This window comes from Pantoea deleyi, assembly GCF_022647325.1.
Classification (GTDB): domain Bacteria; phylum Pseudomonadota; class Gammaproteobacteria; order Enterobacterales; family Enterobacteriaceae; genus Pantoea; species Pantoea deleyi.
Map to the genome: position 1 here is coordinate 96,692 of NZ_CP071405.1, position 16,204 is coordinate 112,895.

The 16,204-nt window shown below is 57.9% G+C and carries 13 protein-coding genes; 5 read left to right on the forward strand and 8 right to left on the reverse strand.

All coding sequences use genetic code 11. From position 1 onward, the window contains the following. Positions 1–57: 57 nt before the first annotated feature. Positions 58–1,467 carry a glutamate--ammonia ligase gene (gene glnA / locus J1C59_RS00440; protein ID WP_009088151.1) on the reverse strand — a complete coding sequence of 470 codons (1,410 nt, stop codon included), beginning with the start codon at positions 1,465–1,467 and terminating at the stop codon, positions 58–60. Between the two features lie 437 nt (positions 1,468–1,904). Between glnA and typA the strand changes: the two genes are divergently transcribed. From typA to fabY, 5 genes are all read left to right on the forward strand, one after another. Further along, the gene (typA, locus tag J1C59_RS00445; protein ID WP_128085009.1) at positions 1,905–3,728 is read left to right on the forward strand and encodes a ribosome-dependent GTPase TypA; all 1,824 of its coding nucleotides are present in this window, start codon (positions 1,905–1,907) and stop codon (positions 3,726–3,728) included. A 210-nt stretch (positions 3,729–3,938) separates the two neighbouring features. After that, positions 3,939–4,529: a glucose-1-phosphatase gene (gene yihX, locus J1C59_RS00450; protein WP_128085008.1), complete on the forward strand. Its 591-nt coding sequence runs from the start codon at positions 3,939–3,941 to the stop codon at positions 4,527–4,529. Between the two features lie 9 nt (positions 4,530–4,538). Continuing rightward, entirely contained in the window at positions 4,539–5,408 is an 870-nt protein-coding gene (locus J1C59_RS00455; RefSeq protein ID WP_128085007.1) for a virulence factor BrkB family protein, read from the forward strand. Next, positions 5,405–5,842, forward strand: coding sequence for a D-aminoacyl-tRNA deacylase (dtd, locus tag J1C59_RS00460; protein WP_128085006.1), 438 nt, complete (start codon positions 5,405–5,407; stop codon positions 5,840–5,842). The genes J1C59_RS00455 and dtd overlap by 4 nt, the downstream gene beginning before the upstream one ends. A gap of 59 nt (positions 5,843–5,901) precedes the next feature. Continuing rightward, a complete protein-coding gene (gene fabY, locus J1C59_RS00465) occupies positions 5,902–6,849 on the forward strand; it encodes a fatty acid biosynthesis protein FabY (protein WP_128085005.1) in 948 nt (315 codons plus the stop codon). Between the two features lie 31 nt (positions 6,850–6,880). Here fabY and J1C59_RS00470 read toward each other — a convergent pair whose 3' ends face one another. The 7 genes from J1C59_RS00470 to gmk all read right to left on the reverse strand — a co-directional run bounded on the left by J1C59_RS00470 (position 6,881) and on the right by gmk (position 16,015). Further along, positions 6,881–8,560 carry an AsmA family protein gene (locus tag J1C59_RS00470; RefSeq protein ID WP_128085004.1) on the reverse strand — a complete coding sequence of 560 codons (1,680 nt, stop codon included), beginning with the start codon at positions 8,558–8,560 and terminating at the stop codon, positions 6,881–6,883. A gap of 118 nt (positions 8,561–8,678) precedes the next feature. Then, a complete protein-coding gene (locus tag J1C59_RS00475) occupies positions 8,679–10,052 on the reverse strand; it encodes a nucleobase:cation symporter-2 family protein (protein ID WP_128085003.1) in 1,374 nt (457 codons plus the stop codon). A gap of 103 nt (positions 10,053–10,155) precedes the next feature. Then, entirely contained in the window at positions 10,156–12,234 is a 2,079-nt protein-coding gene (gene recG, locus J1C59_RS00480) for an ATP-dependent DNA helicase RecG (RefSeq protein WP_128085002.1), read from the reverse strand. Beyond that, positions 12,231–12,929, reverse strand: a complete 699-nt coding sequence (gene trmH / locus J1C59_RS00485; RefSeq protein WP_128085001.1) for a tRNA (guanosine(18)-2'-O)-methyltransferase TrmH — start codon at positions 12,927–12,929, stop codon at positions 12,231–12,233. The genes recG and trmH overlap by 4 nt, the downstream gene beginning before the upstream one ends. Before the next feature lie 3 nt (positions 12,930–12,932). Then, the gene (spoT, locus tag J1C59_RS00490) at positions 12,933–15,041 is read right to left on the reverse strand and encodes a bifunctional GTP diphosphokinase/guanosine-3',5'-bis pyrophosphate 3'-pyrophosphohydrolase (RefSeq protein ID WP_140917003.1); all 2,109 of its coding nucleotides are present in this window, start codon (positions 15,039–15,041) and stop codon (positions 12,933–12,935) included. 20 nt (positions 15,042–15,061) lie between these two features. Then, positions 15,062–15,337, reverse strand: a complete 276-nt coding sequence (rpoZ, locus tag J1C59_RS00495; protein ID WP_003851346.1) for a DNA-directed RNA polymerase subunit omega — start codon at positions 15,335–15,337, stop codon at positions 15,062–15,064. 54 nt (positions 15,338–15,391) lie between these two features. Further along, positions 15,392–16,015 carry a guanylate kinase gene (gene gmk, locus J1C59_RS00500; protein ID WP_111141262.1) on the reverse strand — a complete coding sequence of 208 codons (624 nt, stop codon included), beginning with the start codon at positions 16,013–16,015 and terminating at the stop codon, positions 15,392–15,394. Between the last annotated feature and the right edge of the window lie 189 nt (positions 16,016–16,204).

Below are 16,204 nucleotides of genomic sequence, written 5' to 3' on the forward strand. Positions count from 1 at the left end.
AAAAGCCCATCCGAAGATGGGCTAAAAGTTTCCACGGCAACAAAAACGTCTGACCAGTTAAACGCTGTAGTAAAGCTCGAACTCAACCGGGTGTGGCGTCATGCGAACGCGGTCCATCTCTGTTTTACGCAGTTCGATGTAAGCGTCGATTGATTCGTCAGTGAACACACCGCCACGGGTCAGGAACTCGCGGTCTTCGTTCAGTGCATTCAGGGCTTCTTCCAGAGAGCCTGCAACTTTTGGAATCTCAGCTTCTTCTTCCGGTGGCAGGTCATACAGGTTTTTATCCATCGCATCGCCAGGATGGATCTTGTTGATGATGCCATCCAGGCCAGCCATCAGCAGCGCGGTGAACGCCAGGTATGGGTTAGCCGCTGGATCCGGGAAGCGCGCTTCGATACGACGGGCTTTCGGGCTGGCAACAACCGGAATACGGATAGAGGCAGAACGGTTACGGGCTGAGTAAGCCAGCATGACCGGTGCTTCGTAACCCGGAACCAGACGCTTGTAGGAGTTGGTGGTCGGGTTCGCCAGGGCGTTGATTGCTTTAGCGTGTTTGATGATACCGCCGATGTAGAACAGGGCCATTTCAGACAGGCCGCCGTACTTATCGCCGGCAAACAGGTTCTGGCCACCTTTAGAAAGGGACATGTGGCAGTGCATGCCTGAACCGTTGTCGCCAAACATAGGCTTCGGCATGAAGGTCGCGGTTTTGCCGTACGCGTGCGCGACGTTGTGAACGACATATTTGTAGATCTGAATTTCGTCCGCTTTCTTGGTCATGGTGTTGAAGCGGGTAGCCACTTCGTTCTGACCCGCGGTGGCCACTTCGTGGTGATGCGCTTCAACGACCAGGCCCATCTGCTCCATGGTCAGACACATGGCAGAACGGATGTCCTGTGATGAGTCAACCGGGGGAACCGGGAAGTAGCCGCCTTTCAGACCTGGACGGTGACCTTTGTTACCGCCTTCATACTCTTTACCGGTGTTCCATGCGGCTTCGATATCGTCGATAGCAACATGTGAACCGGAGGTTGATGAACCGAAACGGATGTCATCAAACAGGAAGAATTCAGGTTCGGGTCCAAACAGCACGGTATCAGCGATGCCGGAAGAGCGCAGGAAATCTTCCGCGCGCTTGGCGATGGAGCGTGGATCGCGATCGTAGCCCTGCATGGTGCCTGGCTCAAGAATGTCACAACGGATGATCAGCGTAGAATCTTCGAAGAAAGGATCCATGACCGCGGTGGTCGCGTCAGGCATCAGCACCATGTCTGATTCGTTGATGCCTTTCCAGCCGCCGATAGAGGAACCATCGAACATTTTGCCTTCTTCGAAGAAGTCAGCGTTAACCTGGTGAGCAGGGATCGTAACGTGCTGTTCTTTACCTTTGGTATCGGTAAAACGCAGGTCAACAAACTTAACTTCATGCTCGTTCATCATCGAGAGAACGTGTTCAGCGGACATACTCAACTCTCCTGGAAATGGTCTTTCATTATCTACATGGCGAGGAAACGTCGTTTCCGGAAGGCGTGGCGGGAAACTGCTTCCTGCTCCATCTCTTCCGGCACGCTCTTCAACCGACATCTGACTGGCGTTTACGCTTAAACAGACTAAAGCGAATTCTGTGCCAACTTTTTTGATGTTGCTTAAATCGCCTTGTGCTGCACCTTTTTGTCATAAAGCGGCTGCACCACGATGGTTTTAGCGCACCAAAATGGTGCTGGTGAGTGCACTTTGAGCACTATTTTGGTGCGCAGGACCAACTTAGTGCATTTTCTGCACCGGGAACAGTGCGAATTTGCGCCAATGCAATAAACTTTCAGTGAAAAGTGTGATCGTGTTCAGTCTTCCGCTTAATCCGTGTACAATAGCGCGCTATTTCTAATGCCTGAGGCAAAGCTGTGATCGAAAATTTGCGTAACATCGCCATCATCGCGCACGTTGACCATGGAAAGACCACCCTGGTTGACAAACTGCTGCAACAATCCGGTACTTTTGATGCCCGTACCGAAGCAACCGAGCGTGTGATGGACTCCAATGATTTGGAGAAAGAGCGTGGGATTACCATCCTCGCAAAAAACACCGCCATTAAGTGGAATGACTACCGTATCAACATCGTTGATACCCCAGGACACGCCGACTTCGGTGGTGAAGTTGAGCGCGTCATGTCCATGGTGGACTCGGTGCTGCTGGTTGTAGATGCGATGGATGGCCCTATGCCGCAAACCCGCTTCGTGACCAAAAAAGCGTTCGCGCATGGTCTGAAGCCGATTGTGGTTATCAACAAAGTAGACCGCCCTGGCGCGCGTCCGGACTGGGTTGTGGATCAGGTCTTCGACCTGTTCGTTAACCTGGATGCGACCGACGAGCAGCTCGACTTCCCTATCATTTTCGCCTCTGCGCTGAATGGTATTGCGGGTCTGGAGCACACCGACATGGCTGACGATATGACCCCGCTGTATCAGGCAATCGTCGACCACGTTTCTCCGCCTCAGGTTGAGGTTGAAGCGCCACTGCAGATGCAAATCTCTCAGCTGGACTACAACAACTACCTGGGCGTGATCGGTATCGGCCGTATCAAACGCGGTAAAGTGAAGCCTAACCAGCAGGTCACTATCATCGATAGCGAAGGCAAAACCCGTAACGGTAAAGTCGGCAAAGTCCTGACGCACCTGGGTCTTGAGCGTATCGACAGCGACCTGGCCGAAGCAGGCGATATCATCGCCATCACCGGTCTGGGCGAGCTGAACATCTCTGACACTATCTGTGATCCACAGAACGTGCAGGCGCTGCCGGCACTGAGCGTCGATGAGCCTACCGTAACCATGTTCTTCAACGTCAACACCTCACCGTTCTGCGGTAAAGAAGGTAAGTATGTGACGTCACGTCAGATCCTTGAGCGTCTGAACAAAGAACTGGTTCACAACGTGGCACTGCGCGTTGAAGAAACGGAAGATGCTGACGCGTTCCGCGTTTCAGGTCGTGGTGAGCTTCACCTCTCTGTTCTGATCGAAAACATGCGTCGTGAAGGTTTCGAACTGGCGGTATCCCGTCCGAAAGTTATCTTCCGCGAATTCGAAGGCCGCAAGCAGGAGCCATTCGAAAACGTTACGCTGGATATCGAAGAGACGCATCAGGGTTCCGTTATGCAGGCCATGGGCGAGCGTAAAGGCGACCTGAAAAACATGGATCCGGATGGCAAAGGCCGCGTCCGTCTTGACTACGTGATCCCAAGCCGTGGTCTGATTGGCTTCCGTAACGAATTCATGACCATGACTTCCGGTACTGGTCTGCTCTATTCGACCTTCAGCCACTACGATGACATCCGTCAGGGCGAAGTCGGCCAGCGTCAGAACGGCGTACTGATCTCTAATGGTCAGGGTAAAGCCGTTGCGTTCGCGCTGTTCGGTCTGCAGGATCGCGGTAAGCTGTTCCTGGGTCACGGTGCAGAAGTCTATGAAGGCCAGATTATCGGTATTCACAGCCGTTCTAACGACCTGACCGTTAACTGTCTGACCGGTAAGAAGCTGACCAACATGCGTGCTTCCGGTACCGATGAAGCCACGACGCTGGTTCCACCGCAGAAAATGACGCTGGAACAGGCTATCGAGTTCATCGATGATGATGAACTGGTAGAAGTGACGCCGCTGTCAGTACGTATCCGTAAACGTCACCTGACAGAAAACGACCGTAAACGTGCTTCACGTGGTCCTAAAGACGCATAATTGCGTCTTTAACTGAGAAAAGCTCCGCCATGCGGGGCTTTTTTTTTGCCTGAAGCCCCGCTTTTTTCAGCCGGACCCCGCCCGGCTCATCTGTACTCCCGCACGTTTTGCTCGCCTTCCGGCGTTTACGCTTTTCTCTCCGCGGATGCCTGTTCAGCCTGCACTTTTGCCGCTAGAGTGAATAGTCCAGGGAACCGAGGGAGAGACACCATGCTGTATATCTTTGATTTAGGCAATGTGATTATCGATATCGACTTTAACCGCGTGCTGGGTGTCTGGAGTGATCTGAGTCGTGTGCCGCTGGCGTCGCTGCAAAGCCATTTCCGGATGGATGAGGCATTTGAACAGCATGAGCGCGGCGAGATCAGCGATGAAGATTTCGCACTGGCGCTGTGTGAAAAACTGGAGATTGCGCTGAGCTATGAGCAGTTTGCGGCGGGCTGGCAGGCGGTGTTCGTGGATGTGCGTCCGGAAACCCTGGCGCTGATGAACCGGCTGCGGCTGGAGGGCCATCGGGTGGTGATCCTCTCAAACACCAACCGACTGCATTGCGAATTCTGGCCAACGCAGTACCCGGATGTACAGCAGGCCGCTGATACGCTCTATCTGTCGCAGGATCTGGGCATGCGTAAACCGGAAGCCCGGATTTACCAGCACGTTCTGGCGGCGGAAGGGGTGACGGCCGATCAGGCGGTCTTCTTTGATGATAATCCCGACAATATAGAGGCGGCCCGCGCCCTGGGGATTGAAAGTGTACTGGTGACTGACAGTTCGACAGTCCCCAACTGGTTTGCAGGTTAACAGTGACCCATGATGTTACGTAAATGTCGTCCCGGGCTGCATGCCTTCTGGCTGTGGCTCCGGCTGTTATGGAAGCGCATTGATGAAGACGGCATGACGACCCAGGCGGGTAATCTGGCCTATGTCTCACTGCTGGCGCTGGTGCCGCTGATTGCGGTGGTGTTTGCCCTGTTTGCCGCGTTTCCGGTCTTCTCCGATATCAGCGTGCAGCTGAAGCAGTTTGTCTTTAACAACTTAATGCCTGCCGCAGGCAACACGCTGCAGCGCTATCTGGAGCAGTTTGTCGCCAACGTAAACCGGATGACGGCGGTCGGGGCGATCGGCCTGATCGTGACCGCTTTACTGCTGATGCATTCGGTCGATACCGCGCTAAACACCATCTGGCGCAGCAACAAGAAGCGGCCGATGGTTTACTCCTTTGCGGTCTACTGGATGATCCTGACGCTGGGTCCGCTGCTGGCCGGTGCCAGCCTGGCGATCAGCTCTTATCTGCTGTCGCTGCGCTGGATTAACGCCACCGGCGTGACCAGCCTGGTCGATCAGATGCTGCGTATTTTTCCACTGCTGCTGTCGTGGTTCGCCTTCTGGCTGCTCTACAGTATCGTTCCGACCCAGCGCGTACCGCCGCGCGATGCGCTGATTGGCGCGCTGGTGGCGGGTGCACTGTTTGAGCTGGGGAAAAAGGGCTTCGCGCTCTATGTTACGATGTTCCCCTCTTATCAGCTGATCTACGGCGTACTGGCCGTGATCCCGATTCTCTTTCTCTGGGTCTACTGGACCTGGTGTATTGTGTTGCTGGGCGCGGAGATCACCGTCGCCTTAGCCGATTACCGGCAGCTGAAACAGCAGCAAAAAGAAGAACAACGCGAGGAAACATGATTGCATTGATTCAGCGCGTGCAGCGAGCCAGCGTCAGCGTCGACCAGCAGGTGGTCGGCGAAATTGATGCCGGATTACTGGTATTGCTGGGCGTGGAAAAGGGCGATGACAACGCGCGTGCGGAACGTCTCGCAGAACGTGTCCTGGGCTATCGCGTCTTCAGTGACGAACAGGGCAAAATGAACCTGAGCCTCCGCCAGACGGGCGGAAGCGTGCTGGTGGTGTCGCAGTTCACGCTGGCCGCCGACACGCAGAAAGGGATGCGCCCCTCTTTTTCAGGCGGCGCCGAGCCGGCTGAAGCGGAACGGCTGTATGAATACTTCAGCCACTGCTGTCGTCAGCAGGGCATCACCACGGCGAACGGCCGTTTTGCTGCGGATATGCAGGTATCGCTGGTGAATGAGGGGCCTGTGACGTTCTGGTTGCAGGTGTGAGATCGTCAGCTGAGCGGCAGGGATCAGGCCACGCAAGCTCCGAACGGGAGAAACATTACATGTATCACCTTCGTGTGCCACAGACGGCGGAAGAGCTGGATATCTATTATCAGTTCCGCTGGGAGATGTTACGTAAGCCGCTGCGCCAGCCGCAGGGGTCGGAACGTGACGCGTGGGATGCCCTGGCGCATCATCAGATGGTGGTTGATGAGCAGGGAAACCCGGTCGCCATTGGTCGTCTCTACATCAATGCCGACAACGAGGCCGCGATCCGGTTTATGGCCGTCCATCCCTCGGTGCAGGGCAAAGGCCTGGGGACGCTGGTGGCGATGACGCTGGAGTCGGTGGCGCGCCAGGAGGGGGTCAAGCGGGTCACCTGCAGCGCCCGTGAGGATGCCGTCGCCTTCTTCGCCAAACTCGGCTACATCAATCAGGGCGAGATCACCGCACCGCAGACCACGCCGGTACGCCACTTCCTGATGATCAAACCGGTCGTCACCCTTGACGATATCCTGCACCGCGCCGACTGGTGCGGTCAGCTGCAACAGGCCTGGTACGATCATATCCCGCTCAGCGAGAAGATGGGGGTGCGTATCCTGCAGTTTACCGGGCAGAAATTTATCACCACCATGCCGGAAGCGGGCAACCAGAATCCTCATCATACCCTGTTCGCTGGCAGCCTCTTCTCTCTGGCTACGCTGACCGGCTGGGGACTGATCTGGCTGCTGCTGCGTGAGCGCCATCTGGGCGGCACCATCATTCTGGCGGATGCGCACATCCGCTACAGCCAGCCCATCAGCGGACGACCGGGCGCCATTGCCGACCTCGGCTCCTTAAGCGGCGATCTCGACCGGCTGGCGCGCGGACGTAAAGCGCGCGTGCAGCTTGAAGTCGAACTCTTTGGGGATGATGAGCGTGGCGCGGTGTTTGAAGGGGTCTATATCGTTCTGCCTGCCGATCCCGACGGGCCGCTGGAGGAGGGCGGGTCCGGCGCGCGAATCAACTGAAGGTCGGGGCCGCAATGCGGCCCCGATGGGATTAACGGACTTCGCCCGCCTGCATCGTCTGCTGCACCTGCTGACTGTCGGTGACCACCGATAACGTGCCATTAACCGAGGGACGCAGCGGCTGACCTGCGGCGAGCGCCGCGCGCAGCTGCAGCTGCATATTGCTGTCACCGGTTAACGGCAACGCCGGCCATCCCCAGTTCTGTAACACATTGACCGGCACGGCACGCCCCGTCAGCTGCAGCGTCAGCGGCCGGGCAGGCTGCTGGCCCAGGGTAGCGGTGCCTTCCAGCAGGCCTTTGTTACTGAACGCACTCAACTCGGTCACCTGAATCTGCTGCGCATCGGCACTCAGCGCAATCGACGGATGGCGCAGGTCGGTGCGGTTAAAGGTCGACTCGGCCGCATTCAGGCTGAGTTTACCTGACCAGATCCCCCACTGATGCTGCTGCGCCAGCCGCAGGTTTTCGCCGGTGCCATCCAGAGAGGTCAGCTGGAAGGGAAACGCGGGATTAATATCGATGACCAGGTTACGGTTCGAGGTGAAGCGCGTCACCTCGACACTCTCCAGCCAGGCGGGCAGCGTGGCCTGCCAGCGGTCGCGCCAGTCCTGCGGCAGGGTATATTCCAGTCCGGCCACCGCCAGATTTTTCAGCGTCAGACGCTTATCGCTGCGTGACCACTCACCGTCAGCCCGGATCACCCCGTTCGCCCAGCGCGAACTGAACTGGGTCAGCGCCACACCCTGCGGAGAGAAATCCAGGTTGATAATGGGATCGTTCAGCTCAAAGCCGCCGTTGATAAAGTTGCTGGCATTCAGCGCCAGCGAACCATCGTTACTCTGCCAGTCGTCGTTCTGCCAGTTCACGTTTCTCAGCGTCAGATCAAGATCCGTCACCGCCCAGTCCGGCCCCTGCAGGCGGGCATCGGTCAGGTCCAGCCGGGTAATGGCAAGAGAGGGCACCACCTGTAACCTGTGCAGGAAATCCTTCAGGCTGCTGGCGGTCTGCAGGCGGATGTCGTTCAGGCGCAGCTGATTCACTTTCCAGTTGCCCTGGGCGTCGCGTTCACCGTTACCGGTCATGGAACCGCGCGCCAGGTCGGCCCCCATATTGTCGATGCGCATCCGGCCCTGGGACACGCTGCCCTGGATCAGGACGTTTTCAGCCGGCACCTCATTCAGCGTCATGCTGCCCGCGCTCATCTGGAAGCGGGCATCGCGGCCCAGCATATCCAGGGCAACAGGTTTCCACGGCATGATGCCGCCATTTACCTGGCGGGCAAACAGCGGCAGCGCAGTATCAGGGCTGTCGACACGCATATTATTGAGTTGCAGACGATCGGCCTGAATCGGCAGCGCGCTGCCTGCCGTCAGATTGGCCAGATTGACCTCGCCATCGCGCAGTTCCAGGCTGCTGAAGTGCAGCGGATCGCTGAACTGAATCAGCGCCAGGCCCAGATCGACCCGTCTGGCGACCAGCACCGCAGGCTGCCCGTCGTGACCAAAGCTGAAGTCATCCAGAATGATGTGAGAGGGCGACGAGAAATTGTGTTCAATTTTGCTCAGGGAGAGATGCCATTCGGTTTTGTCGCTCACCCAACGGCTGAACCAGCCTGCACCCCACTGTGTCTGCAGCAGAACATAGATCACCACCAGGGTGAACAGCAGCAGCAAAAGTATGGTGAGGAAAAACTTTCCAAGAAATTTCATTGCATCCTTCCCGAGTTGAATCCGGTGAGAGGTTGTTATGCCTGAATTCCCGTTACAGCTCAACAGCCTGGATGTAAATCCGAATAATTAGCAGGCAGGCCGGAGCCTGCCCGTGGCCTTACTTCTCCTGCGGGAAAATCAGGTTGAGAACGATCGCGGTGATACCGCCCGCCGCGATGCCGGAAGAGAGCAGGGTTTTCAGCCAGTCCGGCGCAAACTGCAGGATCAGCGGCTGCTGCGAAACGCCCAGACCCACCGCCAGCGACAGCGCGATAATCATGATGGCGCGACGGTTAAGCGGCTCGCGCGACACGATGCGAACCCCCGATGCGGCGATGGTGCCGAACATCACGATGGTGGCGCCGCCGAGCACCGGCTCAGGGATCATCTGCACCAGACCGCTGACCGCCGGGAACAGCCCCAGCACAATCAGCATCAGCGCCACCACAAAGCCCACGTAGCGGCTGGCCACACCGGTCAGCTGAATCACCCCGTTGTTCTGTCCGAAGCAGGAGTTCGGGAAGGTATTGAACAGCGCGGAAACAAAGGAGTTAAGGCCATTCGCCAGCACGCCCCCTTTCAGGCGTTTCATGTAGAGCGGGCCGCTGACCGGCTGCTCGGAGACATCGGACGTCGCGGTGATATCGCCGATAGTCTCCAGGGAGGTCACCATAAACACCAGCATCAGCGGGATAAGCAGATTCCAGTCAAAGCCCAGACCATAGTAGAGCGGGGCAGGCACCACAATCAGCGGCTGATTGTCCGGTAAGCCCGCAGCAGGCAGCATCCCCATCGCCCAGGCCAGCAGATAACCCACCGCCATCGCAATCACCAGCGAGGCCACGCGCAGGTAGGGGTTTTTCTGCCGGTTAAGCAGCACAATCACCAGCAGCACGGCTCCCGCCAGCATCAGATTCTTTGGCGCGCCGAAGGTGTGGTCGCTGATGGCGCTGAAGCCACCGCCAATCGAGGTCAGTCCTACCTGGATCAGCGACAGGCCGATAATCATCACGACGATACCTGAAACCAGCGGCGTGATAATCCGGCGGGCCAGATGGAGGACGCGCGACAACACCATTTCGGTACAGGAGGCGACCATCAGCGTGCCAAACAGGGCAGCCATCATGGCGGGAACGTCAGCCCCGCCATTTTTCAGCGCCATCCCGCCCATGATCAGCGGCGTCACGAAGTTAAAGCTCGTGCCCTGAATCGACAGCAGGCCCGAGCCGACCGGCCCCCAGGTTTTGATTTGCAGCAGCGAGGCGACGCCCGAGGCAAACAGCGACATGCTGATAACGTGCCGGGTATCCTCTGCGGGCAGGCCCAGCGCCTGACAAATCAGAATCGCGGGGGTAATCACCGCAACGAACATCGCCAGCAGATGCTGACCGGCGGCAAACAGCGTCTGCGGCAGCGGTGGACGATCTTCGAGACGGTAAATCAGTTCGCTGTGCTGGGCGGAGGGCTGGTCTGGCTGCGGAGTGATGGACATCTTCTGTTCTTCCCGAAAAAGTGTGTGGCGATTGTAATCATCCGCAGGCTAAAAGCAATCGTTTGCCCGTGGGGATAAACCGGCCGCAACAGCGGGATCTGACTCAGACGTTGGTGTAACGGGTGTTCTCTGGCAGCCAGCGTTCAATCAGGGCGCTGGCCTGTTCGGGATAGTGTTGATGGATATGGCGCGCCACGCGCTGCACTTCCGGCACCATCGCCTGATCGCGCAGCAGGTCAGCGACTTTAAATTCGGCGTTCCCGGTCTGGCGCGTGCCCAGCAGCTCTCCGGGGCCACGGATCTCCAGATCGAACTGGGCAATGACAAAGCCGTCGTTACTGTCGCGCAGCACCTGCAGACGCTTCTGCGCCGTCTTGCTCAGGGGCGCTTTGTAGAGCAGTACACAGTGGGATGCCACGGCACCGCGGCCTACGCGTCCCCGTAGCTGATGCAGCTGCGCCAGCCCTAACCGCTCCGGGTTTTCGATGATCATCAGGCTGGCATTAGGCACATCCACGCCCACCTCGATCACGGTGGTCGCGACCAGAAGCTGCAGCTCATTGGCCTTGAACGCCTGCATGACGGCCTGCTTCTCTGCCGGTTTCATCCGGCCATGCACCAGCCCGATATTCAGGCCGGGCAGCGCCGTTTTCAGCGACTCCCAGCTCGCTTCTGCGGCCTGGGCTTCCAGCAGGTCTGACTCTTCGATCAGGGTGCAGACCCAGTAAGCCTGGCGCCCTTCGCGACAGGCGTGCTCAACCCGCGCCACGATCTCATCACGGCGGGAGTCGGGGATAGCCACCGTGGTCACCGGAGTCCGTCCCGGCGGCAGTTCGTCGATGGTGGAGGTATCCAGATCGGCATAGGCGGTCATCGCCAGGGTGCGCGGGATCGGCGTGGCGGTCATGATCAGCTGATGCGGATGAAAACCCTGCTCTTCGCCCTTTTCCCACAGCGCCAGTCGCTGGTGGACGCCAAACCGGTGCTGCTCATCAATAATGACCAGCGCCAGCCCGCTGAACCGGACCTGCTCCTGGAACAGCGCATGGGTGCCGACCACCATCGCCACCTGACCGCTGGCTATCGCCTCCTGCTGCGCCTGGCGGGCTTTGCCCTTCTGTTTACCGGCCAGCCAGCCGACTTCAATACCCAGGGGCGCAAACCACTGACGGAAGTTACTGGCGTGCTGTTCAGCCAGCAGCTCGGTCGGCGCCATCAGCGCGACCTGCCTGCCGTGCGCGATCACATTCAGCGCCGCGAGTGCGGCGACCAGGGTCTTGCCGGAGCCGACGTCGCCCTGCACCAGCCGCATCATCGGAAAATCGTTGGCCAGATCCTTCTCTATCTCCGTCACCACGCGCGCCTGAGCGCGGGTGGGTGAGAAGGGCAGCGCGGCCAGCAGCCGATCGCTGAGAGTGTGGCGCGGCGGCATCGGTAATGCGTAGTAACGCTGCGCACCGGCGCGCACCGCCAGCATGCTGAGGTTGTGAGCCAGCAGCTCTTCCAGAATCAACCGGCGCTGTGCCGGATGACGGCCACTCTCCAGCTCGCTGAGCCGGAGATCGGGCGGTGGACGATGCAGCGTGCGGAGCGCGTCAGGCAGGCTGATCAGCCCGCTGCTCAGCTCCTGCGGCAGTAGCTCGGCAATCGGGCAGCTCTCCAGCAGCGTCAGCGCCTGGTCGGTGAGATTTCGCAGCGTGGCCTGACGAATGCCTTCGGTGGTGGGATAAACCGGCGTCAGGGTCTCTTCCAGCGTCACATTGCTCTGTTCGCCCTGAATACGGTATTCGGGGTGGATAATCTCTGCGCCACGCTGGCCGCGCTTAATTTCGCCATAGGCGGTGACGCGACGGCCCGGCGAGAGAGCGTTCTTCATGCCCGCGTTGAAATTGAAGAAGCGCATCGTCAGAACACCGCTGCCATCGCTGATCTGACAGACCATCATCCGGCGACGACCGAACGTGATGTCGGTGTGCAGCACTTCGCCCTCGACGGTGGCCCAGATGCCGGGCAGCAGATCGTCAATCGCGTAAAGTTGGGTACGATCTTCGTAACGCAGCGGGAGGTGAAGCAGAAGGTCCTGAATGGTGTGCAGGCCAATTCTGGCCAGTTTTGCTGCCTGGCTGGCACCGACGCCGGTCAGGGTACTGAGCGGGATGGCATCCAGCAGACGGCCTTTCATCTTTTTTTACCGGTTGACTGCATGGTCGCCCACCAGCTGGGATCGGCGTCGATTTCGCCCTGCGCATTGATGCGCGGATAGGGTAAGCCTTTCTGTTTTGCGACTCTTGCCAGCACCGGGAAGCCGCCTTCAAACAGCAGGCGCTGCTGCTCTTCGTCATCCAGCAGGCTGTGGTCGCGCAGGTAGAGTCCTGCATTCTGCCGCTGCCGCTGAGCTTCATAGAGGATAAGCGCGCAGGCGACTGAGACGTTCAGCGACTGCACCATGCCCACCATCGGGATCACGATCTGCCTGTCGGCCAGCGCCAGCGCTTCCTCGGTGATACCGGTTTTTTCCTGTCCCATCAGGATGCAGGTCGGCAGGGTATAGTCGATTTCGCGAAAATCCACGGCATCAGCGGAGAGATGGGTGGCCAACACCTGCATCTTCTGCTGGCGGAGCTGATTAACGGCATCGCCGATAGTGGGGTGGGTAACGACCTTAACCCAGCTGTTGCTGCCGGCCGATGCGGAAGCCTGGGTGCGCATCCGCTCACTCGGCCAGACCGCATGCACTTCATGGATGCCGACGGCATCGGCGGTGCGGATCACAGCGGAAACGTTATGCGGCTTATGCACCTTCTCCATACAGACCGTGAGATCGTGCTGGCGCAGGGCCAGCATCGTCTGTATCCGGGCAAAACGTTGATCGTTCATGCACTAATTACGGTTACGGTGGACTTTGATCACATCCGGCATCACGCGGATTTTACGCATGATATTCGCCAGATGGACGCGGTCGCGTGCGGTCAGGCGGATAAAGGCGCTGTAAACGCGGCCATCACGCTCTTCGGTATTCAGGCTCTGAATATTGGAACCGGCCGTATTAATGGCGGCCGTCAGGTTAGCCAGCGCGCCCTGATGGTTAAACATGTCGACCTTGATTTCCGCCACGAACTCCTGCTCGGTGACCTTATCCCACTCGACCGGCATGAATTTTTCGGGCTCTTTCTGGTAGCCGCGAATGTTCCGGCACGATTCATGGTGTACCACCAGCCCTTTACCGGGGCTGACATGGGCGACAATCGGATCACCGGGAATCGGCCGGCAGCACTTGGCAAAGGTAATCAGTACGCCATCTGCGCCTTTAATCGGCAGCTTACCGCGTTTGCTGCTACTGCTGATCGCCTTGCTGTCAGCCTGTAACAGGTTCTTCGCCACCACCACGCTCATCGCATTGCCCAGACCGATTTCCGCCAGCAGGTCGTCAAGCGAGGTCAGCTTCATGCGATCCAGCTCCTGCCGGATATTTTCAGCCGGGATCTCCGCCAGTTTGCGGCTGCCGCCCAGCGCGTGGCTGAGCAGGCGACGACCCAGATTCACGGAGTCTTCGCGTTTGAGGTTTTTCAGCAGCTGGCGAATCTTGGCGCGGGCTTTCGAGCTGACGACGAAGTTAAGCCAGGCGGCGTTAGGACGGGCGCCTGGCGCGGTGATAATCTCAATCGTCTGACCGCTGGTCAGGGGTTGCGACAGCGGATAGGGCTGACGGTCAACGCGAGCGCCGACACAGGCATGGCCGATATCGGTGTGCACCGCATAGGCGAAGTCCACCGGCGTGGCGCCGGTGGGCAGCTCCACGATGCGGCCTTCAGGCGTAAAGACGTAGATCTCATCCGGGAAGAGATCGGACTTCACGCTTTCGATAAATTCAAACGAACTGCCCGCACTCTGCTGCAGCTCCAGCAGGCTCTGCAGCCAGCGCTGAGCGCGAATCTGTGCGGTGGTGCCACTTTCGCCCGCCTGTTTGTATGCCCAGTGCGCGGCAACCCCCATTTCCGCCATCTGATCCATATCCTCGGTGCGGATCTGCACTTCCACCGGCACGCCGTGCGGGCCGATCATGGAGGTATGGAGCGATTGATAGCCGTTGGCTTTGGGGATGGCGATGTAATCTTTAACGCGGCCCGGACGCGGCTTGTAGAGGCTGTGCATCTGGCCCAGAACGCGATAGCAGGTATCCAGGTCTTTCACGATAACGCGAAAAGCATAGATATCCATGATCGAGTGAAAACGCTGCTCTTTCAGCGTCATTTTGCGATAGATCGAGTAAAGATGCTTCTCACGGCCGCTGACGCGGCAGGGGATGCCCGCTTCCTGCAAGCGGCCATCGATCTCAGAAAGAATCTTCTGGATCATCTCTTTACGGTTACCGCGTGCGGCTTTCACCACCTCTTTGATCACCCGATAACGATTGGGATAAAGGGCTTCGAAACCGAGCTCTTCCAGCTCTGTTTTAAGATGGTGAATACCCAGGCGATGCGCCAGCGGACTGTAAATCTCTAACGTTTCCAGCGCGATGCGGCGACGTTTGTCCGGGCGTAACGAACCCAGGGTGCGCATGTTGTGCGTGCGGTCAGCCAGCTTGATGAGAATGACGCGGATATCCTGCACCATCGCCATAATCATCTTGCGGAAGTTCTCTGCCTGCGCCTCTTTCTTGTCGCGGAATTTCAGCTTATCCAGCTTGGAAACGCCTTCGACCAGCTCCGCCACACTTTTACCGAACAGCTGTTCCATGTCCTGATACGTGGCGGGTGTGTCTTCGATCACGTCATGCAGCAGCGCGGCCATGAGGGTCTCATGGTCGAGCTTCATTTCCGCCAGAATACAGGCCACGGCAACCGGATGGGTGATATAGGGCTCACCGCTGGAGCGTGTCTGTCCCTCGTGGGCATCACGTGCGACAAGGTAGGCTTGCTGGAGGCGCTTGATCTGCTCCTCTGGCAAGTATTTTTCAATCAGCTGATTGAGACTTTCAAACAGATACAAGGGCGACCTGCAGGTGGCTGTTAACGACGACCTTCAGCGATAGCGGTAACGGCCTGTAACTCAGCGGCTTCCTGCTCTTGCTGTTCCTGACGATCACGCACATCTAAAATCTGATTGGTGACCAGACCTTCTTCGATTTCGCGCAGGGCGATAACGGTCGGCTTATCGTTCTCTTCCGGAACCAGCGGATCTTTGCCGCCTACCTGCATCTGACGTGCACGACGTGCAGCGACCAACACCAGGTCAAAACGATTACCAACTTTTTCTACTGCGTCCTGAACGGTTACGCGTGCCATAGGTGTGCTACTCCACAGATGAAGAAATGACTGCGCATCATACTGAAACTGTATTCAGACTGCCAACAGTTTGCTGATTAAAGCATCGTGACGCGCCTTCTGACGCGCCATACGCAGACGTTCTGCGCGAATAATGGTTTTCAGATCGGACAGCGCCAGATCGAAATCATCATTCACAATTAAATAGTCATATTCGGCGTAGTGGCTCATTTCCGCTACGGCCTGAGCCATACGACGCGTGATTACCTCTTCGCTGTCCTGGCCGCGTCCGCGCAGACGGCGGTCGAGCTCTTCTTTCGAAGGCGGCAGAACGAAGATGCTGCGTGCGCCGGGCATTCTGGCGCGAATCTGCTGCGCGCCCTGCCAGTCGATATCCAGAAACACGTCAACGCCGGTTGCCAGCACCTGCTCAATTGCATGGCGCGAGGTGCCGTAATAGTTGTCGAAAACCCGGGCATGTTCGAGGAAGGCATCTTCCGCGATCATCTGCTCAAATTCATGTTTCTCAACAAAAAAGTAATGTTCGCCATGGACTTCACCCGGACGCATACCGCGCGTCGTATGCGAAACAGAGACCTGCGTGTCATACAACGGCTGGGTCTTTAACAGTGCCTGAATCAGGCTGGATTTACCTGCGCCGCTGGGTGCAGAAACAATATAGAGCGTGCCTTGAGCCATGGTTTTCTTGAATTGATTAAAAGCGGAGTCGATTTCCTGCCCAGTATACACGGCTTCCCGCTGCCACGCAGCGTTTGCGCAGCGGTAACAGCCAACTTTTGCGCATCTTCGCGCAATCCGCTGTCGTCACGTTGAAAATCGTCGCGGATTGCGTGGGGCTTTCTCGCGGAACCGGATCTCGATGCTGGC

What these genes read in the sequence shown, in the direction of transcription:
- fabY (WP_128085005.1), top strand. Translation starts at nt 5,902, where the DNA reads ATGTATCACCTTCGTGTGCCACAGACGGCGGAAGAGCTGGATATCTAT.
- trmH (WP_128085001.1), bottom strand. Translation starts at nt 12,929, where the DNA reads ATGAACGATCAACGTTTTGCCCGGATACAGACGATGCTGGCCCTGCGC.
- recG (WP_128085002.1), bottom strand. Translation starts at nt 12,234, where the DNA reads ATGAAAGGCCGTCTGCTGGATGCCATCCCGCTCAGTACCCTGACCGGC.
- J1C59_RS00455 (WP_128085007.1), top strand. Translation starts at nt 4,539, where the DNA reads ATGATGTTACGTAAATGTCGTCCCGGGCTGCATGCCTTCTGGCTGTGG.
- glnA (WP_009088151.1), bottom strand. Translation starts at nt 1,467, where the DNA reads ATGTCCGCTGAACACGTTCTCTCGATGATGAACGAGCATGAAGTTAAG.
- J1C59_RS00470 (WP_128085004.1), bottom strand. Translation starts at nt 8,560, where the DNA reads ATGAAATTTCTTGGAAAGTTTTTCCTCACCATACTTTTGCTGCTGCTG.
- dtd (WP_128085006.1), top strand. Translation starts at nt 5,405, where the DNA reads ATGATTGCATTGATTCAGCGCGTGCAGCGAGCCAGCGTCAGCGTCGAC.
- J1C59_RS00475 (WP_128085003.1), bottom strand. Translation starts at nt 10,052, where the DNA reads ATGTCCATCACTCCGCAGCCAGACCAGCCCTCCGCCCAGCACAGCGAA.
- gmk (WP_111141262.1), bottom strand. Translation starts at nt 16,015, where the DNA reads ATGGCTCAAGGCACGCTCTATATTGTTTCTGCACCCAGCGGCGCAGGT.
- yihX (WP_128085008.1), top strand. Translation starts at nt 3,939, where the DNA reads ATGCTGTATATCTTTGATTTAGGCAATGTGATTATCGATATCGACTTT.
- rpoZ (WP_003851346.1), bottom strand. Translation starts at nt 15,337, where the DNA reads ATGGCACGCGTAACCGTTCAGGACGCAGTAGAAAAAGTTGGTAATCGT.